The sequence below is a fragment of the Enterococcus sp. ZJ1622 genome (assembly GCF_011038845.1).
GTDB lineage: Bacteria > Bacillota > Bacilli > Lactobacillales > Enterococcaceae > Enterococcus_B.
This window is the reverse complement of sequence record NZ_JAAKDW010000011.1, coordinates 70,669-93,738: the sequence shown is the minus strand read 5'-3', so window position 1 is coordinate 93,738 and position 23,070 is coordinate 70,669. Positions and strand designations below refer to the sequence as shown.

At 41.1% G+C, this 23,070-nt stretch carries 22 protein-coding genes, 1 pseudogene and 1 riboswitch; of the genes and pseudogenes, 19 read left to right on the top strand and 4 right to left on the bottom strand.

Annotation, left to right across the window (positions count from 1 at the left end; translation table 11 throughout):
• Positions 1-12 precede the first annotated feature (12 nt).
• Positions 13-1,515 (top strand): flotillin family protein, encoded by a 1,503-nt coding sequence (locus G7Y42_RS11425; RefSeq protein WP_165006071.1) that lies wholly within the window; start codon positions 13-15, stop codon positions 1,513-1,515.
• A 78-nt stretch (positions 1,516-1,593) separates the two neighbouring features.
• Here G7Y42_RS11425 and G7Y42_RS11420 read toward each other — a convergent pair whose 3' ends face one another.
• Positions 1,594-2,193, bottom strand: a complete 600-nt coding sequence (locus tag G7Y42_RS11420) for an aromatic acid exporter family protein (protein ID WP_165006072.1) — start codon at positions 2,191-2,193, stop codon at positions 1,594-1,596.
• Between the two features lie 113 nt (positions 2,194-2,306).
• Between G7Y42_RS11420 and G7Y42_RS11415 the strand changes: the two genes are divergently transcribed.
• Positions 2,307-3,263: an aromatic acid exporter family protein gene (locus G7Y42_RS11415; RefSeq protein ID WP_165006073.1), complete on the top strand. Its 957-nt coding sequence runs from the start codon at positions 2,307-2,309 to the stop codon at positions 3,261-3,263.
• 66 nt (positions 3,264-3,329) lie between these two features.
• Here G7Y42_RS11415 and G7Y42_RS11410 read toward each other — a convergent pair whose 3' ends face one another.
• Positions 3,330-4,292 carry a Gfo/Idh/MocA family oxidoreductase gene (locus tag G7Y42_RS11410; protein ID WP_165006074.1) on the bottom strand — a complete coding sequence of 321 codons (963 nt, stop codon included), beginning with the start codon at positions 4,290-4,292 and terminating at the stop codon, positions 3,330-3,332.
• Positions 4,293-4,485: 193 nt separating this feature from the next.
• Between G7Y42_RS11410 and G7Y42_RS11405 the strand changes: the two genes are divergently transcribed.
• From G7Y42_RS11405 to purB, 14 genes are all read left to right on the top strand, one after another.
• Entirely contained in the window at positions 4,486-5,022 is a 537-nt protein-coding gene (locus G7Y42_RS11405) for a hypothetical protein (protein WP_165006075.1), read from the top strand.
• Positions 5,023-5,035: 13 nt separating this feature from the next.
• Positions 5,036-5,857, top strand: coding sequence for a M15 family metallopeptidase (locus tag G7Y42_RS11400; protein ID WP_165006076.1), 822 nt, complete (start codon positions 5,036-5,038; stop codon positions 5,855-5,857).
• Between the two features lie 9 nt (positions 5,858-5,866).
• Positions 5,867-6,484, top strand: a complete 618-nt coding sequence (locus tag G7Y42_RS11395) for a glycoside hydrolase family 73 protein (RefSeq protein WP_165006077.1) — start codon at positions 5,867-5,869, stop codon at positions 6,482-6,484.
• Positions 6,485-6,503: 19 nt separating this feature from the next.
• Entirely contained in the window at positions 6,504-7,190 is a 687-nt protein-coding gene (locus tag G7Y42_RS11390; RefSeq protein ID WP_165006078.1) for a hydrolase, read from the top strand.
• Between the two features lie 754 nt (positions 7,191-7,944).
• The gene (locus G7Y42_RS11385) at positions 7,945-9,225 is read left to right on the top strand and encodes an extracellular solute-binding protein (protein WP_165006079.1); all 1,281 of its coding nucleotides are present in this window, start codon (positions 7,945-7,947) and stop codon (positions 9,223-9,225) included.
• A gap of 18 nt (positions 9,226-9,243) precedes the next feature.
• On the top strand, positions 9,244-10,128 hold the full coding sequence (locus G7Y42_RS11380; protein WP_165006080.1) for a sugar ABC transporter permease: 885 nt from the start codon (positions 9,244-9,246) through the stop codon (positions 10,126-10,128).
• Positions 10,129-10,143: 15 nt separating this feature from the next.
• Positions 10,144-10,980, top strand: a complete 837-nt coding sequence (locus G7Y42_RS11375) for a carbohydrate ABC transporter permease (protein ID WP_165006081.1) — start codon at positions 10,144-10,146, stop codon at positions 10,978-10,980.
• A gap of 7 nt (positions 10,981-10,987) precedes the next feature.
• Positions 10,988-11,611 carry a hypothetical protein gene (locus G7Y42_RS11370; protein WP_165006082.1) on the top strand — a complete coding sequence of 208 codons (624 nt, stop codon included), beginning with the start codon at positions 10,988-10,990 and terminating at the stop codon, positions 11,609-11,611.
• Positions 11,608-12,897, top strand: coding sequence for a Gfo/Idh/MocA family oxidoreductase (locus G7Y42_RS11365; RefSeq protein WP_165006083.1), 1,290 nt, complete (start codon positions 11,608-11,610; stop codon positions 12,895-12,897). The genes G7Y42_RS11370 and G7Y42_RS11365 overlap by 4 nt, the downstream gene beginning before the upstream one ends.
• Before the next feature lie 273 nt (positions 12,898-13,170).
• A riboswitch (purine riboswitch) is annotated at positions 13,171-13,268 on the top strand.
• A 133-nt stretch (positions 13,269-13,401) separates the two neighbouring features.
• A complete protein-coding gene (locus G7Y42_RS11360) occupies positions 13,402-13,983 on the top strand; it encodes a xanthine phosphoribosyltransferase (protein ID WP_165006084.1) in 582 nt (193 codons plus the stop codon).
• Positions 13,984-13,985: 2 nt separating this feature from the next.
• Positions 13,986-15,293: a nucleobase:cation symporter-2 family protein gene (locus G7Y42_RS11355; protein ID WP_165006085.1), complete on the top strand. Its 1,308-nt coding sequence runs from the start codon at positions 13,986-13,988 to the stop codon at positions 15,291-15,293.
• Positions 15,294-15,453: 160 nt separating this feature from the next.
• Entirely contained in the window at positions 15,454-15,942 is a 489-nt protein-coding gene (purE, locus tag G7Y42_RS11350; RefSeq protein ID WP_165006086.1) for a 5-(carboxyamino)imidazole ribonucleotide mutase, read from the top strand.
• Entirely contained in the window at positions 15,935-17,059 is a 1,125-nt protein-coding gene (gene purK, locus G7Y42_RS11345) for a 5-(carboxyamino)imidazole ribonucleotide synthase (protein ID WP_206215461.1), read from the top strand. The genes purE and purK overlap by 8 nt, the downstream gene beginning before the upstream one ends.
• Before the next feature lie 13 nt (positions 17,060-17,072).
• The gene (gene purB, locus G7Y42_RS11340) at positions 17,073-18,371 is read left to right on the top strand and encodes an adenylosuccinate lyase (protein ID WP_165006088.1); all 1,299 of its coding nucleotides are present in this window, start codon (positions 17,073-17,075) and stop codon (positions 18,369-18,371) included.
• Between the two features lie 118 nt (positions 18,372-18,489).
• On the opposite strand, the pseudogene G7Y42_RS11335 reads toward purB, so the two are convergent.
• Positions 18,490-18,603 (bottom strand): annotated as a pseudogene (locus G7Y42_RS11335) (helix-turn-helix domain-containing protein); the annotation flags it as partial.
• Between the two features lie 313 nt (positions 18,604-18,916).
• Between G7Y42_RS11335 and G7Y42_RS11330 the strand changes: the two are divergent.
• On the top strand, positions 18,917-19,513 hold the full coding sequence (locus G7Y42_RS11330; protein ID WP_165006089.1) for a MarR family winged helix-turn-helix transcriptional regulator: 597 nt from the start codon (positions 18,917-18,919) through the stop codon (positions 19,511-19,513).
• Positions 19,513-21,309, top strand: a complete 1,797-nt coding sequence (locus tag G7Y42_RS11325; RefSeq protein WP_165006090.1) for an ABC transporter ATP-binding protein — start codon at positions 19,513-19,515, stop codon at positions 21,307-21,309. The genes G7Y42_RS11330 and G7Y42_RS11325 overlap by 1 nt, the downstream gene beginning before the upstream one ends.
• A 410-nt stretch (positions 21,310-21,719) precedes the next feature.
• On the opposite strand, the gene G7Y42_RS11320 is transcribed toward G7Y42_RS11325, so the two are convergent.
• The gene (locus tag G7Y42_RS11320) at positions 21,720-22,097 is read right to left on the bottom strand and encodes a hypothetical protein (RefSeq protein WP_165006091.1); all 378 of its coding nucleotides are present in this window, start codon (positions 22,095-22,097) and stop codon (positions 21,720-21,722) included.
• Between the two features lie 252 nt (positions 22,098-22,349).
• Here G7Y42_RS11320 and purC point away from each other — a divergent pair, with 252 nt between their 5' ends.
• Positions 22,350-23,066, top strand: a complete 717-nt coding sequence (gene purC, locus G7Y42_RS11315) for a phosphoribosylaminoimidazolesuccinocarboxamide synthase (protein ID WP_165006092.1) — start codon at positions 22,350-22,352, stop codon at positions 23,064-23,066.
• Positions 23,067-23,070: the final 4 nt, after the last annotated feature.

Sequence of the window (23,070 nt, the reverse complement as noted above, 5' to 3'; positions counted from 1 at the left end):
GGAGTGTTTTGAATGGTTATATCAGGAGTTTTTGTAGCGATTGCTATTGCAGCGCTGATTGTGTTGATGCTGTTGATCGTTTTTGTAGCGAAGTACCAGACAGCGAAGCCGGATGAAGCGTTGATCATCAGCGGGAGCTATCTTGGCAGTAAGAATGTTCATATAGACGAAAGCAATAACAAGATTAAAATCGTACGTGGCGGCGGTGCTTTCGTCCTGCCTGTTTTTCAGCGGTCGAATCGTATCAGTTTGCTGTCAAGCAAATTAGATGTTTCCACGCCAGAGGTCTACACAGAACAAGGTGTCCCTGTGATGTGTGATGGAACTTCGATTATCAAGATCGGCTCTTCTGTGGAAGAGATTGCAACAGCAGCTGAGCAGTTTTTAGGAAAAACGAGAGAAGAACTGGAAAATGAAGCAAGAGAAGTCCTTGAAGGTCACTTGCGTTCGATCCTAGGTTCGATGACCGTAGAGGAGATCTATCAGAATCGAGACAAATTCAGTCAAAGTGTCCAGGAAGTCGCATCTGTCGATCTAGCGAAAATGGGACTGATCATTGTTTCATTTACGATCAAAGAAGTACGGGACAAAAACGGCTATCTGGATTCTTTAGGTAAACCAAGGATTGCCCAAGTAAAACGGGATGCAGATATTGCAGAAGCGGAAGCATTGAAAGAAACACGGATCAAAAAAGCACAAGCTGAAAAAGAATCACAAGCAGCCGAGTTACAGCGTCAGACAGAAATCGCTGAATCTCTCAAAGAAAAAGAATTGAAGCTAGCAGCCTATAAAGAAGAGCAGGATGTCGCTAAAGCGAAAGCAGACCAAGCTTATAACTTAGAGAGTGCACGTGCACAGCAACAAGTAATCGAACAAGAAATGCAAGTGAAAGTCGTCGAACGACAGAAACAAATCGAATTAGAAGAAAAAGAAATCACGCGTCGCGAAAAACAATATGACTCTGAAGTGAAGAAAAAAGCAGATGCCAATCGTTACGCCAAAGAGCAAGAAGCACAAGCGCAAAAGGTCAAGGAAGTCACTGAAGCCGAAGCTGAACGTTTCCGTGTCGAAGCATTAGCTGAGGCAGAAGCCAACAAGACTCGTTTGGCTGGACAAGCAGAAGCTGAAGCGACATTAGCAAAAGGAAAAGCCGAAGCCGAAGCAAAACAGAAAATCGCCGATGCCTTCAAGGAATATGGTGAAGCTGCGGTCTTGAGCATGGTCATCGACATGCTTCCTCAACTGATGCGTGAAGCAGCACAGCCTTTAGGCAATATCGAAAAAATCTCGGTTGTCGATACAGGGAACAGTTCAGGTGAATCAGGTGGTGCCAACCGGGTGACCAGTTACGCAACGAACCTCCTTTCGACCACTCAGGAAACATTGAAGGCTACGACAGGTCTTGATCTGAAAGAAATCGTCGAGAATTTATCGACACGCGGAACAACGAGCCAAGTCAATATGTATGAAGCGCCGAACGAATCCGTGCAGCAACCAGTTTCAGAAAACGAATAAGATGCAAGAAAATGCAAAAACGCCCTTTGAAAAGATAAGGGCGTTTTCGTATCTTTAGGATAAACAAGGAAAGATTCATTACTCGTTCTTCTCAGAATGTCGCTGGATCTGAGTTTCGATTTCTTGTAAATTTTCCCGAAGCAATCGTTCTTTTTTCTTCAATTCCTCGAGATCTTCTGTCAGTTCTTCTTTTTTCTCGATTTCGGGAGGACGAAGGAAAAAATTGATGCCGATAGCGATGAAGGTACCGATAAATGTATCTAGGACCCGCTGGATGGCATACAAAGCCGATTCACCTTGTGGGATGCTCAATGAGATCAGCAGCAAAGTAGCAATCGCGGAAATGATGCCCGAATTATTGTTGATGCCATCCGATACAACGATCACGACGATCACTAAACAAGGCAGTAAAAACAGCTCTACAAGAAAATCGTTATGGAAATAACTTTTGACGAAGAAATAAACGATAGCTAGGGTACCGCCAAGCGTGTTTCCAATGATCCGAGAGCGCCCGAAAGATACGGTCGAAGTCAGATCCTGCCGTAAGGAAAAAACAGCAGATAACGCAGCAATCATAGGGATCCCTCGTTGGAACAAATGGAAAAACAAAATACAGAGAAAAACGGCTAAAGCGCTTTTTATCGTTCGCATACCTAGTCGAAAACGGCCAAATTGCATAGAGGTTCTCCTTTTTGGTCTTTTTATTATCATACCTAATCTTTCACCGGATAGCCAGTTTTTCATAAGTCGAGTATAATAAATAGAGAAAAGAAGGGGGAAAATAAAAGAAGATGCGTATAGGGATGCGGACAGTAAAAACAGTAGTCAGCGTGATCTTTTCAATGGCAGCTGCCAGCAGTCTTTCACTTTTATATTGGCCTTCTGCTGGGATCATCGCTCTGTTGAGTGTAGGGAATACGAGAAAATCTACTTTGCGAACAGGAATCAATCGGATAGCAGCTTTTTTGTTAGCAACAGCCGCTGCTTTTGTTAGTTTTGCAGCTGTCGGTTATACGATCCTCGGTTTCGGCTTCTTTTTGTTATTGTTCATACCGTTTGCCGCTCGATTTAAATTGACGGAAGGGATCGTCGTGAATGCCGTCTTAGTCACACATTATCTGGTGGAGGCAAGGATGTCATGGCAATTGATAAGCAATGAAGCAGCGCTGATGGCGATCGGGCTGGTGTTTGCTCTAGTCGCGAACATCTATATGCCGGACCGTACAAGACAGCTACAGAAAAACCAGATGGAAATCGAAACAGAATTTCGCGTGATCTTGAAAAAAATGGCAGGATTTCTTTTATCAGAAAACAAAGAAGATTTAGAAATAAGCTGTGAAGATCTATTGACATTCATCCGCAAAAGCCAGACAGATGCCAGAGAACATCAGGAGAACTACTGGATGAGACAACCTGCTTATTACGAGACATATTTTGCTATGAGAAGGGCGCAAGCAAATGTCATAAAAGATATGCTGGAAAATCTGGAAAGAATCCAACAACCCGCTCAGTATGGAAAACATATTTATGGTTTGCTGATCTATACGGCAGAAACTTTTTCTGAAACCAATGATGGGAAACAAATTTTGCTGCGTATCGAAGAAGTCTATGATGGTTACAGGAAAATGGCTCTGCCCGAAAGCCGTGCAGAATTTGAAGACCGTGCAGAACTCTTCCAATTTTTACAGTCTTTTAAAAGTTTTGTAGAGATCAAAGCAGAGTTTTTTCATCAGAAAGAGGAAAAATAAACCAGCTTGTCCGCATGTTGATAAAGCGGATAAGCTGGTTTATTTGATTTCAGAGGCAAACATCGATCAATCCGCCTGTTTCTCCCATTGAACTTGCATTTCATCCAAGATAGCAATGACATCTTTTGTCAGGAAAAGAGAGCGGTTCGGCAGTTCGCCTTCGATCATTTTGACCATATTCTCGATTTCATAATTCATCGCATTCATCGTACTTCCACTTTCGATCAATTCTTTTGTACCATCGGTGTAGATGATTTCTGCCCGATCGGCTCGCGGATAATCAGCGATGGTGAAGTAGCCGTTTTCAAAAGCAACGATACCGATTTTCGGCATTTTTGCCTGGAAGGTCAAACTGACAGCAGCCATCTCCTGTTCTTTATTGCGTAAAATCGTGACAGACTGTTCATCCACGCCCGTTTTGAAAGGGACCATATCAGAAGCGATGACTTCTGGCTGTGAGCTTAAGAAAAAACGTGCGAAGGAAACAGCATACGTCCCGATATCTAACAGCGCGCCGCCTGCCAAATCAGGATTGAAGAAGCGGTTGGAAGGATCCGGTTCTTTATAACTGCCAAAGGGCGCTTGGATCATTTTCAAGGCGCCCAGTTTTCCAGTATCTATCAATGAACGTAATTGTTGATACAACGGCATATTGAAAATCGTCATGGCTTCTGCAAGGATCAGTTCTTTTTCCTCAGCAAGCTTCATCGCTTCTGCCAATTCTTTTTTATTCATAGTGATCGCTTTTTCGCACAAGACATGTTTGCCTGCTTCCAGTGCTTTCAGGATGTGCTCGATATGTTGTCGATTGGGAACAGCGATGTAGATGATATCGATCGCATCGTCATTCAGCAATTCCTCGTAACTGCCGTAAGCTTTCGGAATCTCATAACGTTTGGCAAATGTTTCAGCTTTTGTCAAATTTCTTGAGGCAGCAGCAGCCAGCACGCTTGTTTCCTGATCGAAACTCGCTGCGAATTCATGGGCGATCGACCCTAGTCCGATGATTCCCCACTGATACTTTTTCATATATATCCTCTCCTTTTCGTGTTATATTTGAAATGGATTTATAAACATGCTTGTCTATGTCCGTACTTATTATATCAAAAAGTATCCTCATCGTTGGAACAGACTGATCAAAACGTTAAAAAAGATGAAAACGATGATTTAAAAGATGCTTTTTCCAAAGAACTTAAGTAGAATAAAACAGGAGGGGATTATCGTGCATCAAGTATATGTTGACCTGGTAATGAGTGTCTTGTTAGAACAATTCGAAACTGAAAAAGTATTTTTAGAGGAATACTTACTGATTAGTGAGGAACAATGGCAGAAATGGAAAAAAGGCGAGAAAAATCTGCCTTCTGAAGCAATGCAGAAAGTAAAAAATCTGTTTACTGATTACGAATGGATGCTTACGCAAAAAATCTTGCGGCAAACCATCATTTTTCCAGAAAAACGGACGATCGCCGTTGCGGAATACAAACAGATCAAAACACGTATCGCACAAAAATGGTTAAGCAGCGGTACGGCACAAGTAGAGATCGTCCCTTTGAAAAACAATACGCACACCAGTCGGTTTCTTGACCTGAAAGTAAGTATCCAATATGATGAATGGGGCTATGACGATATCTTGAATTTTCGTCTTCCAGCAGATATCCAGCGTCAAATCGAAGCAGATAAAGTGGAACTTTTGGATTGGGTGAGTGAAAATCTAGAAGAGACATATGTTCATGAAGGAATAGAAGGCGAAGAGAAATGAAAGGATTTTAGAAGTGAATAAATTTTTAGGATTTGGTTCGGTCATTATCATGATCGCAGCTATGGGGTATGTCGTTGTGAGTGAACACGCGATGCGCTCAGAAGTTCAAGCAAATGTCCAGAAAACAGAACAGACAGCAACAAGCAGTAAAAATGCAACAAAAAAAGAAACAAAAAAGGAAACAAAAACAGACCATTCTTCAGAAAAGAAGCGTACTGATTTGCCAGATGCCAGCTCTAGTGACTGGGAGCTGATCCTGGTCGGGCCAGATCATAAACTGGAAAAAGAAATCGATGAATCTACACAATTGGCTGCATTAAGCAATGGCTATTTGGTAGACAAAAGGATTGCGCCAGACTATGAAGAATTTGCCAAAGCAGCAGAAACTGCAGGTTTTCCTTTAGTCATGGTATCTGCTTATCGGTCTGTTGCCTCACAACAGGAAGTCTTTGCGCAAAATGTACAGGAAGTGATGAGTCGACAAGGTGTCTCAGAAGAAGAGGCGACGAAGATCACGAAAGAAACGATCACTGAACCTGACTATAGCGAACATCATACTGGTCTCGCAGTGGACGTAGTGGACCAGAACTGGTACCAGAACTATCCTAAAACGGTGTTGGACGCAGACTACGGCGAACAGCCCGGTGCGAAATGGATCGCGGAAAATGCTGCAAAGTACGGCTTCATTGTTCGTTATCCAAAAGGACGTGAAGATATCACCAAAATCACCTATGAACCATGGCATCTGCGCTATGTAGGAAAGGAAAATGCAGAATATATCACGAACAAGCAATTAACATTAGAAGAATATCTCGACGAATTAAACGAAAAGTAGGCGGGCGATATGGCTAAGAAAAAATGGAAGAAGCAAAAACGAAAGAATATACGAGGGATAGCTGTCATAGCAGGTATCTTGCTGATCGCAACTGCTTTTGTTTTTTCATTGAGAAGCGTATCTTCTCCTTTTTCAGATCACAGCCAAGAGCAAGAAGCCCAATCGCACCAAGAATTCATCGATCGGTTAGTTCCTCATGCACAAGAATTGCAAGATGCTTATGGTGTCTTGCCGAGTATTATTCTAGGGCAGGCGATCTTGGAATCGAATTGGGGAAAAAGCACCTTAGCCAGTGAATACAACAATCTATTCGGGATCAAAGCATACGAGGGACAAAAGAAAGTCAGTCTAGAAACAAAAGAATTCGTGAATCAGGAATGGATCACGATCCAAGGTGATTTTCGCGTCTATGATTCATGGGAACAATCGATGGATGACCATACTCGATTATTCATCCAAGGGGTCGATTGGAATCCTGCACTCTATGAGAAAGTCATCACAGCTGCTGATTATCAAGAAGCCGCCCAAGCACTACAGGATGCGGGTTATGCGACTGACCCGACGTATGCACAAAAAATCATTGAGGTGATCGAAACGTATCAGCTGAATCAGTACGATCGCAGATAAATAAAAAAGGAGTGGAAACATGGCAGAACAATTTATTCCGGAAATCATGACAGAATTGCGCAAGGATATCGTCAAAGTTCCTGAAGTCATTTTGAAAGCAAGCGGGATCAAGATTTTCGGTAAGATGATCCGTTCGATCATCTTCACTACAGATATCGCAATCATCAGGAACACCAATGCGAATGCAGTTATTGCTGTGTATCCATTCACACCACACCCGGCAATCACGAAAAGCATCATCGAAGCTGCGGATATACCGGTTTTCTCAGGTGTAGGTGGCGGGCTGACCCAAGGAGCGCGTTCTTCTTATATGAGTATGTTTGCTGAAGCGCAAGGATCATTAGGTGTGGTCTTGAATGGGCCAACGCCTCTGGAAACAGTCCAAGAAGTTTGTCAGGTGGTCGATATTCCAGTGATCAGTACAGTGACGTCCAAGTACACAAAAATCGATGAAAAGCTTGAAGCAGGGATCTCGATCATCAATATCAGTGCAGGAAAAGAAACAGCAGCTGCTGTCCGTTATTTTCGACAAAAATATCCAGAACTTCCGATTATCGCTACAGGCGGACCTACTGAAGAAAGTATTTTAGAAACGATCGAAGCAGGGGCGAATGCGATCACGTACACACCACCTAGCAGTGGCGAACTTTTCAGTCGTAAAATGGAAAAATACCGGAAGACTGAAAAAAGCGATCATGGAGCATGAAAGTAAATAAAATAGAACAAGTAAAAACAGCAAAAAAGAAATCTGGAAAGAGGCTCGCTCTTTTGTTCCAGTTTTCTTTTTTTGTTCTATTTGAAGAGCCAAGAAGCTAAACCGAGTAGCCAATGGTGAGAGAATGAAAGATTTTTTGTTTTTTTATAGTGGCTATATTAAAAGCAAGAGTATAGTATTGTTATTAAATTATTTTTTTCGAAAATAAGCTTGATTTGTTAAAGCGCTTTCTATAAAATGAAAAACAAATAGAAACGAAAAAAAGGCACCCTGATCCTTAGTAGCAGCTAAGAGCCAGGGCCTTGATAAGTCAGCGGGAACTGACCAATCAAGTTGCCATAGTCAATGCTTGTGCATCGACGTGTATATTGTACCTGATTTTATGCAGGATTACTAGGCATTTTTGTCATGTTTTCAAAGGGGAAGTGTACATTTCGAAGCGTGCTTATTTAGCTATGTCAAGGATATTGGACAGCCGTCCGATATCCTTTTTTGTTATTTGCCAAACGATTACGAAGTGGACGAATGGAAGAAGAACAACTGATATTCTGAAGCAAAAAGCATCCATTCTTGATCGAGAGGCGAAATAAACGGGCAAGCCTTGTTTCTATTTTACATCAAGGGTGATTGGAGGACAGCGAAGCAATCAAATCAGACGAGAGTGTGTTTCACGCTGTTATGTGAAAAGAAATACAAATTTTAGATGGAAATATGAGCCTAAAAGAATGTGAAAGAGGGAAAGAGGATGAAAAACAAAGTAAAACTTTTCTTAGCTGTGGTATTCGTCTCAAGTTTTTTGGCTGCATGTGGAAACAAGGAGGAGGAAAAAGTCCAGTTGAACATGGCGTGGTGGGGTTCGCAAGTTCGCCATGACGCGACAGTCCAAGTCATCGAGATGTATGAAAAAGAAAATCCGCATGTCTCGATCGAATATGAATTTTATGATTATGAAGGTTACTATACCAAACTTGGGACTTTAGCAGCTTCGAATGACATTTGGGACATTTTCCAGTTGAACAACCAGTTTCCGCAATATATCAATCAAATCGAACCGCTGGATGAATATGTGGAAAAAGGGATCATCGATGTTTCGGACACAGATGAGACTTATCTGGCTACGACCACGTATGATGATCAGCTCGTCGGCCTTTCAAACGGCGTCAATTCTTTTGCGATCGCTTACAACAAAGAAGTGTTCACTCAACTAGGGATCCCTGAACCATCGTCGAATTGGACATGGGACGAATTTGAGCAGATCAGCTATCGGATAAGAGAGGAACTAGGGATGTATGCTATCTCCAGGTTCGAAGATTTCATCGTAGGATGCATCATCCAGATACCGCAAGTAGAAAAAGGACTGAATTTTTATAATCGAAAGGACTTGTCCAGCAGTCTAGGATTTGATGAACCGGATCATCTCAAGGATTTCTTTGAATTGCGTAAAAATCTTGTGAAAAAAGGAGCACATCCAGAACCTGGCGGGTTTGCAAGTACCACAGATCTGTCTTTTCAAGCGGTGAGGGATGAGAAAGCTGCTATGGTTTTCTTGTCGAGCAATCAATTGACGGAGATTTTAGCAGGTGCACCTGAAGAGATGGAAATCGGATTGATCAACCCGCCTCGAAGAAAAACAGATGGGGAATCAGGTATCCCATTGCGGTCTTCTCAAATGCTGAGTGTGTCCAAAAATTCCAAACATAAAGAAGAAGCAGCTAAATTCATCGACTTCTTCCAGAATAGCGAAGAAGCAAACCAGATCCTAAAAGGTGAACGTGGGGTACCAATCATGTCGAAGATACGCGAACAATTAGCAGAAGACGGCGACGAGACGCTCCAAGCGACATTTGATTATCTGGAAATGGTTTCTGAACTGGACAATGGAGAGATCAATGTGTTCGACAGTCCGCTGAACCCTGAGATCCAAGATCAGTACAATCTTTTGGTCGATAAAGTGATTTACGAAGAAATGACGGCACAAGAAGCGGCAGAGAGCATGTTTGATTTTGCTTCACGCCTATTAGAATAAACGGGAGGCGACGACAAAATGAAAGAGAAGTTCAAGAAAATGATCTATAAGGATCAAGTGGTCGGCTATGTATTCGCTTCTCCGTTTATTGCCGGTTTCTTGTTGATCACAGTGATCCCTATGGCTCTTTCACTTTATTATTCCTTTACCGATTATCGCTTAGGGAATCCTGTCTCTTGGATCGGGATAGATAATTATTTGAAGATGTTCAATGACGAACGGTTTCTCAATTCGATCAAGGTGACTTTTCTTTATGTCTTGGTTTCTGTACCTGCGAAGCTGATTTTCGGTTTGCTGATTGCTTACGTATTGACAAGGGATATCAAAGGGACGACGATTTTCCGCTCATTGTATTATATCCCCAGTCTGATTGGCGGTAGCATTTCAATCGCATTGGTATGGAAAGAACTTTTTTCAAAAGAGGGTCTGATAAACATCTTTTTAGGCCAGCTAGGCATGCCGGCTCTTTCGTGGTTCGGTGACCAGAAACTAGTGATGATCCCGCTCGTATTGATGTCTGCTTGGCAGTTTGGATCGGCGATGATCATTTTTGCAGCAGGGATCAAAGAGATTCCGATGTCTTACTATGAGGCGGCAGAAATCGATGGAGCGAATAAATTCCAGTTGTTTTTTAAGATTACGCTGCCGATGCTGTCTCCAATCATTTTATACAATCTGATCATGCAGACGATTGCGGCTTTCATGTCGTTTACGCAGGCATATATCATCACGCAGGGTGGGCCGAATGATGCCACTAATTTTTACGCGCTATATGTTTACAATCAGGCATTCTCCTTCAACTCGATGGGCTATGCGAGCGCGATCTCATGGGTGATGCTGATCATCATGAGTTTTGTCACATTTCTAATCTTCAAGTCATCAAAAAAATGGGTCGTCGTATAGTGAGGAGTGGAGCAGATGAAAAAAAATGTAAGAAAAGCTATCCAATACGCCTTCATCCTGTTTTTAGGACTGATTATGATCTATCCGGTTTTGTGGATGATCTCTGGTTCATTTAAAACAGACAATGAGATATTAAGCGGTTCGCTGAATTTGATACCTCAAGAATTTCAATGGCAGAACTACGCGGACGGTTGGGCTGGTTTTGCTGGGATCTCCTTTTTCACGTTTTTCAAAAATTCCTTTATCATCTCAGCGACAGCAACTGCTGCAACGGTACTAAGTTCGACTTGTATTGCATATGCTCTATCAAGGATCGATTTTAAAGGAAGACGTTTCTGGTTCATCGTGATGCTTGTGACGATGATGATCCCTACTCAAGTGATTCTGATCCCTCAATTCATTATTTATAACCAGTTGAATTTAGTAGGTACTTATATTCCATTGATCCTGCCGCATTTCTTTGGTCAAGCGTTCTTTATCTATCAGATCATGCAGTTCATGATCAGCATTCCGAAAGAACTTGATGAATCGGCGATCATTGATGGATGTAGCAAGTACAGTGTATTCACGAAGATCATCTTTCCGTTGCTGAAACCAGCGATCATTACCACGATCATCATTCAGTTTTACTGGAAATGGGATGATTTCATGGGTCCGCTGATTTATTTGAACAGACCAAGAACCTATACTGTTTCGATCGCAATCAAATTATTCGCGGATGCTGGATCAAGCACGACTTACGCCAGTATGTTCGCGATGTCGACTTTGTCACTGCTGCCTGTTTTCCTGATCTTCTTGTTCTTCAATAAATATCTGGTTCAAGGGATCAGTACAAGCGGATTGAAGGATTAGGTAAAAAATGAAGAAGCCGATTGAAGAATTATTCTTGTATAAACTGAATGAGCTGATGTGTAAAGTACTGGTGGCAAGCCTGATAGGTAATAGTGTGTTCCTTGTTCTTATCGCAGGCTTATGGATGTATGGGATGGAGATTCCAGTGTGGCTTGCTCTGTTTATTTACGCTCTTTCGATGTTTCTCTGTTCGTATCTCATCGTCGCTTATCTATCTGAAGTGAAAAGAGACATCACTAAAAAATTAGTGAAACAACTAACAAAAGTGAATGTGGTTTTTCAGTTGAGTGCGTTTCTCTTACTACTAGATATGTATTATTTTGTGAAGATCTTGCAATTTCCTTTGTCTTTGCCGATGTTTCTTTACTTGGCTATTTTGTCGTTTCACAGTTGTAGTACGACGATGTTCGAAGTCTATGAAGGAGATGAACAGGAATCTATCCATCGTAAACTGCTGAAGAATCTCCATTTATTGACAAAAGATATCAAAGGGAACCTCTGTTATGTAGGAATGACAGCCATTTTTTTATGGCTGTATGAGTATCATCCGTTTTTACTGCTGCTTTTGTATCCGGGCCTGCCGTTCGTTGCAGCCTATAAAATAAACTCAAGGGAGAAGAGACCAGAATGAAAAAAAGATATGTACAAGTCGGTGTTGGCGGACGCGCGAGATTCTTTTATGAATCCATTGCTTCAACGTATAGCCAGACCAGTGAATTAGCAGGGTTTTGCGACATCTCGCAAACAAGAATGGACTATGCGAATCGTCTGATTTCAGAAAAATACGGACAGGCAAAAGTCCCGACCTATAAACATTTCGAATTTGAAAAAATGCTGGACGAAATCGATCCAGATTGTGTGATTATCACAGCGGTCGATCGTGTCCATCATGACTATATCATACGCTCAATGGAAAAAGGTTATGATGTCATTTGCGAAAAACCATTGACGATCGATGAAGAAAAAGCAGAAGCGATCTTGGACGTACAAAAAAGAACGGGTTGTTCCTTGCGCGTCACGTTCAATTATCGGTATGCGCCCCATAATACGAAAATCAAGGAACTATTGCATGAAGGCGTGATCGGAGAAGTCTATTCCATCCATTTCGAATGGCTATTGAACACGCAGCACGGTGCAGACTACTTCAGAAGGTGGCATCGGAACAAATACAATAGCGGCGGATTGTTGGTGCATAAATCCACCCATCATTTCGATCTAGTCAATTTTTGGCTCGATAGCCAGCCGAAGAAAGTGTTCGCTTTTGGTGATTTGAATTTTTATGGCATGCACAATGCAGAAAAACGTGGAGAAGAACGTTTTTACAGCAGAAACTTAGAAGATCCTGCAAAGTCAGCTGATCCTTTCGCTATAGATCTGGAAGCTAATGAAGAGCTTCGGGAAATGTATCTGAAGGCAGAGAAAGATAGCGGTTATATCCGGGATCGAAGCGTCTTTTCTGACGAGGTATCTATTGAAGACACGTTAGGGGTAACAGTGAAATACGAATCCGGGACGATCCTCACTTATTCATTGAACGCCTACATGCCTTGGGAAGGATTCAATGTTTCCTTTAACGGCAGTAAAGGGCGGATCGAAATGAAGGTCGTAGAGAAATCCTATATAAATGCCGGAGGGAGCAAAGAAGACGAAGGAGCGCTGGAAGTGCATGCTATCGTCGTCCATCCGATGTTCGGCAAACCTTATGAATTAGCGATCGAACAGCGCGAAGGCGGTCATGGCGGCGGCGACCCGATTTTATTGAATGATCTGTTCGGGATACCGGAATTTGACCCATGGCAACGTGCAGCCACGCATATCGATGGGACGATGTCGATCCTGACAGGGATAGCGGCAAACCGTTCGATCGCATCAGGGCAGGCGGTTACTGTCAAAGATCTGCTGACGATATGTCCATAGCCTTAAAGAGACAGTTACAGTTGAGCGCTATTTGTTCAAGCGTAGGAATAGAGGAAGGACGGGGATTTATTTTTCCCGTCTTTCCTTTTCTTTTTAGAAAATACCGAACAAACCAGACAAAAAGATTAAAAATATTAGATTTTAAAAAAAATAAGTGAAACTAAGTTGTCAGTTTCAGAAAGTAGTGTTAGACTATTTTCAATATTTGAAACAACACTACTTATTCAAATAGACGAACAACAGCCTGTGAACGCACCATTTTTTGACATTGTTATTTAGTTTTACATAACTACTTATATATCGTCATGATAAGGATGACAGTTTCTAGCCAGTGCCGTAAATGCTGGACTATAAGTAAAAGAGTGGCTATTACACCCTTTTTTACTTATTATAGAGTGAAAGGGTGTTTTTTCGTTAGAGAAAGCAGTTTTCGCCTTACTAGCAGGAAACAACAGACTTTCTTTGAAAAAGTTAGGTATCAATAAATGAAAAGGAGCAGATAAAGTGAAAGAATTAGTTGAACGTATACAAAAAGACGGACGTGTATTAGGTGAAGGTGTATTGAAAGTCGACAACTTTGTCACACACCAAGTAGATCCTTTCTTGATGGAACAGATGGGGAAACGCTTTGCTGAAGTATTCCAAGAACAAGGGATTACGAAAGTAGTGACAATCGAAGCTTCTGGTATAGCTCCGGCTTTATTTGCCGCAAAAGAATTGAATGTACCGATGATTTTTGCAAGAAAAGCAAAGAGTTTGACGATGGATGAAGAATTATTGACAGCTTCTGTTTATTCCTTTACGAAACAAGTGACTAGTACGATCTCGATTTCCCGTAAGTTTCTTTCAGCAGATGATAAAGTACTGATCATCGATGACTTCCTGGCAAATGGGCAAGCTGCTAAAGGGCTGATCGAATTATGCCAGCAAGCAGGCGCAGAAGTAGAAGGTATCGGTATCGTGATCGAAAAATCTTTCCAAGACGGCCGTCAGCTTCTAGAAGAAATGGGCTTGAAAGTAGTCTCTCTTGCACGGATCGCTTCTTTGTCAAACGGACGTGTGGAGTTTCTTGAGGAGGACGCATAATCGTGGAGAAAGAGACACAAAATGGAAAAGCCGCTGTACTGGGGCTCCAGCATTTATTAGCAATGTATGCCGGTGCAGTAGCAGTACCACTTTTGATCGGTACTGGACTTGGGTTTAATCAAGAGCAGATGACGTATCTGATTTCGATCGATATCTTTATGTGTGGTCTCGCTACGCTGCTGCAGCTGACCGTGAATCGCTTTTTCGGGATCGGTCTTCCGGTCGTATTAGGGTGTGCGATTCAAGCGGTGGCTCCGCTGATCTTGATCGGAACAAATGAAGGAGTCGGCGCTATTTACGGTTCGATCATTGCATCAGGTGTGTTCGTTGTGCTGATCGCAGGTTTCTTTTCAAAAATCAAAAAACTGTTTCCACCAATCGTGACAGGAACAGTGATCACGGTGATCGGGCTCACATTGATTCCCGTGGCGATCGAAAAAATGGGTGGAGGAGATGCCTCTGCCGCCAATTTCGGTGACAAGACCAATCTTCTACTTGCGTTTGTGACGATTTTACTGATCGTCGGTGTCCAAATGCTTGCGAAAGGATTTATCCGTTCGATTGCTGTATTGATCGGGTTAGTCGGCGGTAGTATCTTAGCTGCTTTCATGGGGATGATCGATTTGAGTGCGATTGGCGATGCACCATTATTCCACGTTCCCCAACCCTTTTATTTCGGTAAACCAACATTCGATATCTGGTCCATCCTCTTGATGATCATCATCTCTATGGTCAGCATGGTAGAATCGACAGGCGTGTATTTTGCGCTTGGAGATATCACTGGCAAGCATGTGGGCGAAGAAGAACTGAAAAAAGGGTATCGCGCAGAAGGATTAGCTGTGATCCTTGGCGGGATATTCAACACATTTCCTTATACAGGATTTTCTCAAAATGTGGGTTTAGTCCAACTTTCAGGAATCAAAACAAGAAAGCCGATTTATTTTTCTGCCTTCTTCTTGATCGTGTTAGGATTGTTTCCTAAAATCGGTGCATTAGCACAGATTATTCCAGAACCTGTTCTTGGTGGCGGGATGTTAGTGATGTTCGGGATGGTTGCTGTCCAAGGGATTCGCATGTTGTTAGAAGTCGATTTCACAAATGATAAAAATCTTCTGATCGCAGCTGTTTCTATCGGTTTTGGTCTAGGATTCAATATCATGCCGACATTGTTCAGCCAGCTGCCTCAAACCGTCCAAATGTTTACTGGGAATGGGATCGTGATGAGTAGTATCACAGCGATCATTTTGAATCTAGTATTCAATGGCTTGAAAAAAGACGAAGAGATCATCGAAGAAGCATTCAAGAAATAAGATAGAGAAAAAAGTCGTGAGAGACAACTCGCGGCTTTTTTTGTTTTTTCATTAAACACGAACGATAATCGTTTGTTTCGGGATAATATTCGAAAATTCTTTGACATGAAAAACACAGATTGTTAGAATATGGATGTAGAAAATCTGAGAGGAGAAACACATGACTGCAAAAGTTTCTGTCATTATGGGAAGTACATCTGATTGGGAGACCATGAAATCTGCTTGCGAAATATTGGAAGAATTCCATGTATCCTACGAAAAAAAGGTAGTATCTGCCCACCGCACACCTGATTTGATGTTCCAGTACGCTCAAGAGGCACGAGGAAGAGGGATCAAAGTCATCATCGCAGGAGCTGGAGGGGCCGCACATCTTCCCGGGATGGTCGCTGCCAAAACAACATTGCCTGTCATTGGTGTACCGGTCCAATCACGAACATTGAACGGACTTGATTCTTTATTGTCGATCGTACAGATGCCTGGAGGAGTTCCAGTAGCAACGACAGCGATCGGAAAAGCTGGTGCAATTAACGCTGGACTACTTGCGATAGAGATGCTTTCAATGTATGATTTAGAATTGGAGGCTAAATTGTCTGAAAGACGTTCAATGTTGGCTGAAACTGTTATAGAAAGTAGTGATCAACTTGGTTAAACCATTGTTGCCTGGATCAACGATCGGGATCGTCGGTGGCGGTCAGTTAGGTCGGATGATGGCGATTAGTGCAAAGGAAATGGGCTTCAAAGTGGGAGTGCTGGACCCAGTGAACGGCTGCCCGGCCGCACAAGTTGCAGACTGGCATATCGAAGGTGCTTACGACGACACTTTTGCACTAGAAGAACTCGCTAGAAGAACAGAAGTAATTACTTATGAATTTGAGAATGTAAGTGTTGAAGCGCTGAATGCTATCCTGCCAATGTCATTTATTCCGCAAGGGACGGATCTTTTGGCGATCACACAAGATCGGCTGCTGGAAAAATCTTTTTTAGAAACGAACAATATCGTGATCGCGCCTTATGCGACAATCGTGAGTCCTACTGATATTCAAGATGCGATCGATGGAATCGGTTATCCATGTGTCCTGAAAACCACTAGAGGCGGGTACGACGGCAAAGGGCAATATGTGTTGAAGAGCCGTGCAGACCTTGCACCAGCCATGGATTTGTTAAGAGAAGGGACTTGTGTACTTGAAGCTTGGATTCCTTTCGAAAAGGAAATCTCCATCATGGTTGCAGGGAATGGCCAAGGAGAATATACCACGTTCCCTGTTGTCGAAAATATCCATCGAAACAATATCCTTCATGAAACGATCGCACCTGCCGCAGTCGCAAGTGAAGTCATCGAAGAAGCAGAGAGGATTGCTCGCGTGATTGCCGAGGCTGTCAGCTTATCAGGCGTTTTAGGAGTAGAGATGTTCTTAACGAAGGCTGGGGGATTATATGTCAATGAATTAGCACCGCGTCCTCATAATTCTGGTCATTTTTCGATCGAAGCCTGCGCGATGAGCCAATTCGATGCGCATATCCGCGGTATCTGCGGCTGGCCGTTAGAACCAAACGTTCGACTGTTGAGCAATGCTGTGATGGTGAATGTTTTAGGTGAACAACTATTGGAAAGTTATCATCTGATCGAGAAAAAACCTGCTTGGCAATTTCATTTCTATGGTAAAAAAGAAGCGAAAAAAGGGCGTAAAATGGGTCATATCACGATTTTGACAGAAGATATACCGAAGACCTTGGAAGAAATCAGACAAACGAATATCTGGGATTAAAGGAGAAAAAAGCATGTTAGAACGTTACACACGACCTGAGATGGGCCGGATCTGGACAGAAGAAAACAAATACCGAGCTTGGCTAGAAGTAGAAATCCTGGCAGATGAAGCTTGGGCTGAACTAGGAGAGATCTCGAAAGAAGACGTAAAAAAAATCCGTGAGAACGCATCATTCGACATCGATCGTATCCTGGAAATCGAACAATCAACGCGGCACGATGTCGTGGCATTCACACGTGCGGTTTCCGAGACATTAGGTGAAGAACGCAAGTGGGTCCATTACGGTCTGACAAGTACGGATGTCGTGGATACGGCATATGGTTATCAAATCAAGCAGGCAAACGATATTTTGAGAGAAGACCTTCGTCGTTTCACGAAAATCGTCGGCGAAAAAGCAAAAGAACATAAATACACGGTGATGATGGGGCGGACGCATGGCGTCCATGCTGAACCAACTACTTTTGGATTGAAGCTTGCCACGTGGTATTCTGAGATGAAACGCAATATCGAACGCTTCGAACATGCTGCTAAAGGTGTAGAGGCAGGCAAGATTTCCGGTGCAGTAGGAACATTTGCCAACATCCCGCCTTTTATCGAAGAATATGTTTGTGAACATCTAGGAATCCGTCCGCAAGAAATCTCTACGCAAGTCCTTCCCCGGGACCTTCATGCGGAATATTTCGCTACAATGGCCTTGATTGCGACAAGTATCGAACGGTTCGCAACTGAGATTCGCGGTCTGCAGAAATCAGAAACGCGCGAAGTAGAAGAATTTTTTGCAAAAGGACAAAAAGGGTCTTCTGCCATGCCGCATAAAAGAAATCCGATCGGCTCGGAAAATATGGCTGGCTTAGCGAGAGTGATCCGCGGGCACATGATCACAGCATACGAAAATGTTTCGCTATGGCATGAGCGGGATATTTCGCATTCGTCTACTGAACGTATTATTTTACCAGACACGACGATCTTATTGAATTATATGCTGAATCGTTTCGGGAACATCGTGAAGAATCTGACTGTTTTCCCTGAAAATATGAAACGGAACATGGATGCGACATTTGGCCTGATCTATAGTCAGCGTGTCATGCTGAAACTGATCGATAAAGGGATGTCTAGAGAAGGAGCCTATGACTTGGTGCAGCCTAAAACTGCTTATGCTTGGGATCATCAAGTACCTTTCCGTCCATTGCTGGAAGAAGATCCTGCGATCACATCCGTTTTGACAAAAGAAGATCTGGCAGATGCATTTGATTATCATCATCATTTGAAAAATGTCGACGTGATCTTCAAACGTGTAGGATTGGATGAATAAATCGACGGAACTTTATTTGGTAGATCATTAAAGTTGAGCAGATAATAAAAGTAGCATGGACAACTGTTATTCGTTGGCCATGCTATCTTTTTTTATTCTGTATACAGTTTCTCAGCATTTAACTGGAAGTTGTTGTTTTTGTTTTCTCTATCTTGTCAATATATCTATAAATTGTTGTTCTTGAAACATTCCAACGTTCTGCAATTGCCTTAATGGGTGTTCCATTGGATAATTGGGCGTATCCTATTTTCAAAAAAATCACTCCTTCATTAATTATATTGTAATATAACTTTATCAATACGGCTTAACTGAACATAGATTTTGTTATAAGTTTATGAACACAAAATGAATTGATTTTTTGAAAAATAGAGCAAAAAAGAGAGTATCTAGAAATGGACCATTTTATGTACACGTTCTTTTTTATTATCTTATCTCTATAAAAAACTATTTATTTTACTATTTACAAAAGAAATTAAATAGTTTATTATTTGTTTTGTTAGTTTTTAGTGAAACTAAATTAATTAAGTTGTTTATTGGAGGAAATCATGAAAAAAACTGATATTTTAGACAAGCTATTAAAAATTGCTCAACAACCATATTTAATTTTTGCCTCTAGTCTAGAAGAAAAACCAGATAATACTTTTGAAACATTAAAATTACTTGCTTCCGAAGATGAGGTAACTGCTGGGAGAATTGCTGAATACTTAGATATAAAACCATCTAGTGTTACACAGATCATAAAAAAGCTAGAGTCTGTTGAAGCAGTCAAGAGAGTGAAGTCTGATTCAGATGCTCGTGTCACAATAGTTGTATTAACCGATAACGGAAGAGAAAGTTTAAACGCTCAAGGAAATATTTCTAACGGATTTAAAGATGAAATGTTTAATGGCTTTTCAGATGAAGAACTCGATTCTCTAAATGAATATTTAGAACGCCTAGAAAACAATATTTCTAGTGAAAAATTTCTAAATAAAATTGAAGCTATTTTTGGCGATGATAAAAATTGGGAACATTTTGGAAAAATGTCCGCCAGATTTGGCAGAGCGAGAGAACAGATGATGGGACATAGATTTGGCGGATTCGGTGGATTCAATGGGGAATACGGTGGTTTTGAAGGATGGAAGAAAGGGCGTAGAAAGTAATGGCAGTAAGTGGAGGCGGAAGACCTGTTGATGTTTCTGTAAGAGTGGACAATACAAAATTTTCATTGAAAGAATTTTTAGGATTAATTAAGCTAACAGAACCTAAATATTTACTACTTGTAATAGGAATGATATTTCTTGTAATTTCTTCTAGTGTACAAGTTTATGTTCCAAAACTTGCTTCAAGTTTAGTTAATAATTTTCAAAAGGGAGTAGATTACAATTTATTAGGTAAAGTTGTGGGATTATTTGTACTTTCGGCGCTTATTTCTGCTTTAGGAGGAACGATCTTAGGGATTTTTGGAGAAAATGTAATACAAAATATGCGTAAACGGTTGTGGAACAAACTAACTACTCTAAAGGTTTCCTACTTTGATTCCGTTAAAGCTGGTGAAATGTCCAGTCGAGTAGTAAATGATACTAATCAAGTCAAGCAATTGTTAGCTGTGACTTTTCCTCAAACAGTGGCCAGCATTATTACAGTTATTGGTACAGTATATATGATGATTAAAATGGATTGGCATATGTCACTCGCTATGGTGATTGCTGTTCCAATTGTCATTCTTTTCATGATTCCAGTGATGGCGTTTGGTTCGAAAGTTAGTCATATTCGACAAGATGCGATGAGTCAATTTAATGGGATTGCTACTGAAACATTGAGTGAGATTCGCCTAGTCAAAACATCTAATGCAGAAAAACAAGCACAGGTTCGCGCAGCAAATGAAGTGGATCGTTTATTTAATGTAGGAAAAAAAGAAGCCATATTTGATGCGTCCATGCAACCAATTATGATGATGGTCTTTATGAGTATGGTGTTCGGAATTTTAGCATATGGTATGCATCGAATTGCTATTGGTGTTATGACAATTGGAACGTTGATGAGTTTTTTAATGTATCTATTTAATCTTATTGGTTCAATGCCAATCATTGCAACTTTATTTTCAGAAGTAGCTAAAGCAGCTGGGTCTACTCGACGAGTTCAAGAATTATTATCTAGAGACCCAGAAGATTTTAAAAGTGGGAAAGAGATTGATTTATCTGGGGAGATATTAACTGTTAGAAATGTAAAATTTTCTTATGAAGACGCACCAGATGAAACTGTTTTAACAGATATTTCTTTTACTGCTAAACCAAATCAAGTGATCGCTTTTGCTGGTCCTTCAGGTGGTGGAAAATCAACAATTTTTAGTTTGCTTGAACGATTTTATGAACCCACAGAAGGTCTGATTAAATTTGGAGATATCAATATAAAAGATATCAAATTATCTGATTATCGACGTCAAATAGGTTATGTATCACAGGATTCTGCGATTATGGCGGGAACAATCAGAGATAATTTGACGTATGGTTTAGAAGAGGATTTTTCAGATGAACAATTATGGAACGTGCTGGAATTAGCATATGCTCGTCAATTTGTAGAAGAAATGCCAGATAAATTGAATACTGAAGTTGGGGAACGTGGGGTTAAAATTTCTGGAGGTCAAAGACAACGTATTGCAATTGCACGTGCCTTCTTACGGGATCCAAAAATACTGATGTTAGATGAAGCTACCGCTAGCTTAGATTCAGAATCTGAGATGAAGGTTCAAGAGGCACTATCTAATTTAATGAAAGGGAGAACCACTCTGGTTATTGCCCATAGATTGGCCACAATTGTTGATGCTGATAGTATATACTTTGTTGAAAAAGGGAAAGTAACTGGTTCAGGAAAGCATGATGAATTAGTAAGTAAACATAATACGTATGCTAAATACGTTTCTGAACAATTTAAGGTAAACGAACTTAGAACTGCTTAATATTTAGTGGATGAAACACTAGAATAAACTAGTGATGGCTTGGTTTCGGTTCTTAGATGATAAAGAAAAAATAGGTAGAATAGGCGCTATTACTACAGATACTTCAACAGTTGGACGGCTTACATTAAAAAAGGTGACAAGACTAAAGATGTCAACACAAAACTAACTAAACTTGCAGATAACACAAGAGGTGCATCAGATGGGCTATCTTTCCAATTCCGTCTAGAATAAGGTGTCACTGGGACATCCTTACAGAAAATAACGATTTTCTGAACATGATTGAATGAAATGTCATCTAAAAAGAAAAATGACAGAATAAATGTCAATGGCAGATTATCTGCTGCTTGAAACTAAAAAAGGATCGACGTGCTCATTCGTGAGCTGCGTCGATCCTTTTTGGTTTGTATGAGTCAAGCATAAGAGATTTGACTGCTGTAGCTGAAATGCTGTGCATAAAGCTGCTGCAGTAATTGCTCGATGAAGTGATAGTCGAATTCTTGCTGATTGAATAAAATCTGGATGCGATAGTGATTCTTGAATAATCGTTGTTCATGGATCTGATGGATCGTCAGCTCCTGGTTGTTCTCGGTTTGATAGTGAAAGGTCCTTTTCCGGCATTCTGTCGAACGTCTAGCTGCACGCCAGATTTTTCGAAAAGTATAGAAACTAGTGTCTTTATTACATAAGTAAACATCTTTGATCGCTAACAGGTCGTTATACAAACGGGATTTTTCATCTGTTGACAGTTCTGTCAAAAAAAGCTGTGCTTGATCTAGTACATCCGCCATGAACGAGTGCCTCCTTATTCGATTCTTCGTCTTTTGTTTTTACTATAGCATGTTTATTTTGAAGTGTAAACGCTTCGCGATCAGTCTAAAGAAGCTCCTTTTGCTTTAAACACGAACATTAGATAATTTTAATGTGGTTAATGTACAGTTTTGTGTTGATTTGATTTTCGATGGTTGTTAGAATCAAAAGTGAAAAGGCGAACAAAAAAAGACTGATAGGATTAAAATGTAAACAAACAAGGAGATGTCGGAATGGAAAAGAAAGACATGCTGTATGAAGGAAAAGCAAAAAAAATATATCGTACCAGTGAAGAATCAGCAGTATGGGTAGAATATCTCGATCAGGCAACTGCGCTCAATGGTGGGATGAAAGATCAGATCAAAGGGAAAGCAGAACTGAACAATCAGATCACAAGCATGATTTTCCAATATCTGACTTTGCAGGGGATAGAAAACCACTTTATCAAAAAGATATCAAAAACCGAACAATTGGTAGAAGAAGTTCAAATTATTCCTCTTGAAGTCGTTGTCCGAAATATCGCTGCCGGAAGCTTTTCAAAACGACTTGCTATTCCAGAAGGTCAAGAATTGAAGCAGCCGATCGTTGAATTTTATTATAAAAACGATCATTTGGACGATCCGTTCATCAATCATGATCATATCCGTTTCTTGGATCTTGCTTCAGATGACGAAATTTCTGAATTGAAGAAACAAGCATTGCAGATTGATCAGCTGCTGATCCGGTTATTCGATGAAATCGGGCTCCAACTGGTGGATTTCAAACTGGAATTTGGCCGTTCCTCTGAAGGACGAATCCTTCTTGCAGACGAGATCTCTCCTGATACATGCCGCTTATGGGATAAAAAAACAAATGAACATATGGATAAAGACGTCTACCGCAGACAGATCGGAGACTTGGTTCCGGTATATCAGGAAGTGTTGGACCGTTTGAATAAAATCACTTTATAAAAAG

Excerpts from the sequence above, each read along its gene's own strand:
- G7Y42_RS11425 (WP_165006071.1), top strand. The coding sequence starts at position 13 with ATGGTTATATCAGGAGTTTTTGTAGCGATTGCTATTGCAGCGCTGATT.
- G7Y42_RS11420 (WP_165006072.1), bottom strand. The coding sequence starts at position 2,193 with ATGCAATTTGGCCGTTTTCGACTAGGTATGCGAACGATAAAAAGCGCT.
- G7Y42_RS11415 (WP_165006073.1), top strand. The coding sequence starts at position 2,307 with ATGCGTATAGGGATGCGGACAGTAAAAACAGTAGTCAGCGTGATCTTT.
- G7Y42_RS11410 (WP_165006074.1), bottom strand. The coding sequence starts at position 4,292 with ATGAAAAAGTATCAGTGGGGAATCATCGGACTAGGGTCGATCGCCCAT.
- G7Y42_RS11395 (WP_165006077.1), top strand. The coding sequence starts at position 5,867 with ATGGCTAAGAAAAAATGGAAGAAGCAAAAACGAAAGAATATACGAGGG.
- G7Y42_RS11390 (WP_165006078.1), top strand. The coding sequence starts at position 6,504 with ATGGCAGAACAATTTATTCCGGAAATCATGACAGAATTGCGCAAGGAT.
- G7Y42_RS11385 (WP_165006079.1), top strand. The coding sequence starts at position 7,945 with ATGAAAAACAAAGTAAAACTTTTCTTAGCTGTGGTATTCGTCTCAAGT.
- G7Y42_RS11380 (WP_165006080.1), top strand. The coding sequence starts at position 9,244 with ATGAAAGAGAAGTTCAAGAAAATGATCTATAAGGATCAAGTGGTCGGC.
- G7Y42_RS11375 (WP_165006081.1), top strand. The coding sequence starts at position 10,144 with ATGAAAAAAAATGTAAGAAAAGCTATCCAATACGCCTTCATCCTGTTT.
- G7Y42_RS11370 (WP_165006082.1), top strand. The coding sequence starts at position 10,988 with ATGAAGAAGCCGATTGAAGAATTATTCTTGTATAAACTGAATGAGCTG.
- G7Y42_RS11365 (WP_165006083.1), top strand. The coding sequence starts at position 11,608 with ATGAAAAAAAGATATGTACAAGTCGGTGTTGGCGGACGCGCGAGATTC.
- purE (WP_165006086.1), top strand. The coding sequence starts at position 15,454 with ATGACTGCAAAAGTTTCTGTCATTATGGGAAGTACATCTGATTGGGAG.
- purB (WP_165006088.1), top strand. The coding sequence starts at position 17,073 with ATGTTAGAACGTTACACACGACCTGAGATGGGCCGGATCTGGACAGAA.
- G7Y42_RS11330 (WP_165006089.1), top strand. The coding sequence starts at position 18,917 with ATGAAAAAAACTGATATTTTAGACAAGCTATTAAAAATTGCTCAACAA.
- G7Y42_RS11325 (WP_165006090.1), top strand. The coding sequence starts at position 19,513 with ATGGCAGTAAGTGGAGGCGGAAGACCTGTTGATGTTTCTGTAAGAGTG.
- G7Y42_RS11320 (WP_165006091.1), bottom strand. The coding sequence starts at position 22,097 with ATGGCGGATGTACTAGATCAAGCACAGCTTTTTTTGACAGAACTGTCA.
- purC (WP_165006092.1), top strand. The coding sequence starts at position 22,350 with ATGGAAAAGAAAGACATGCTGTATGAAGGAAAAGCAAAAAAAATATAT.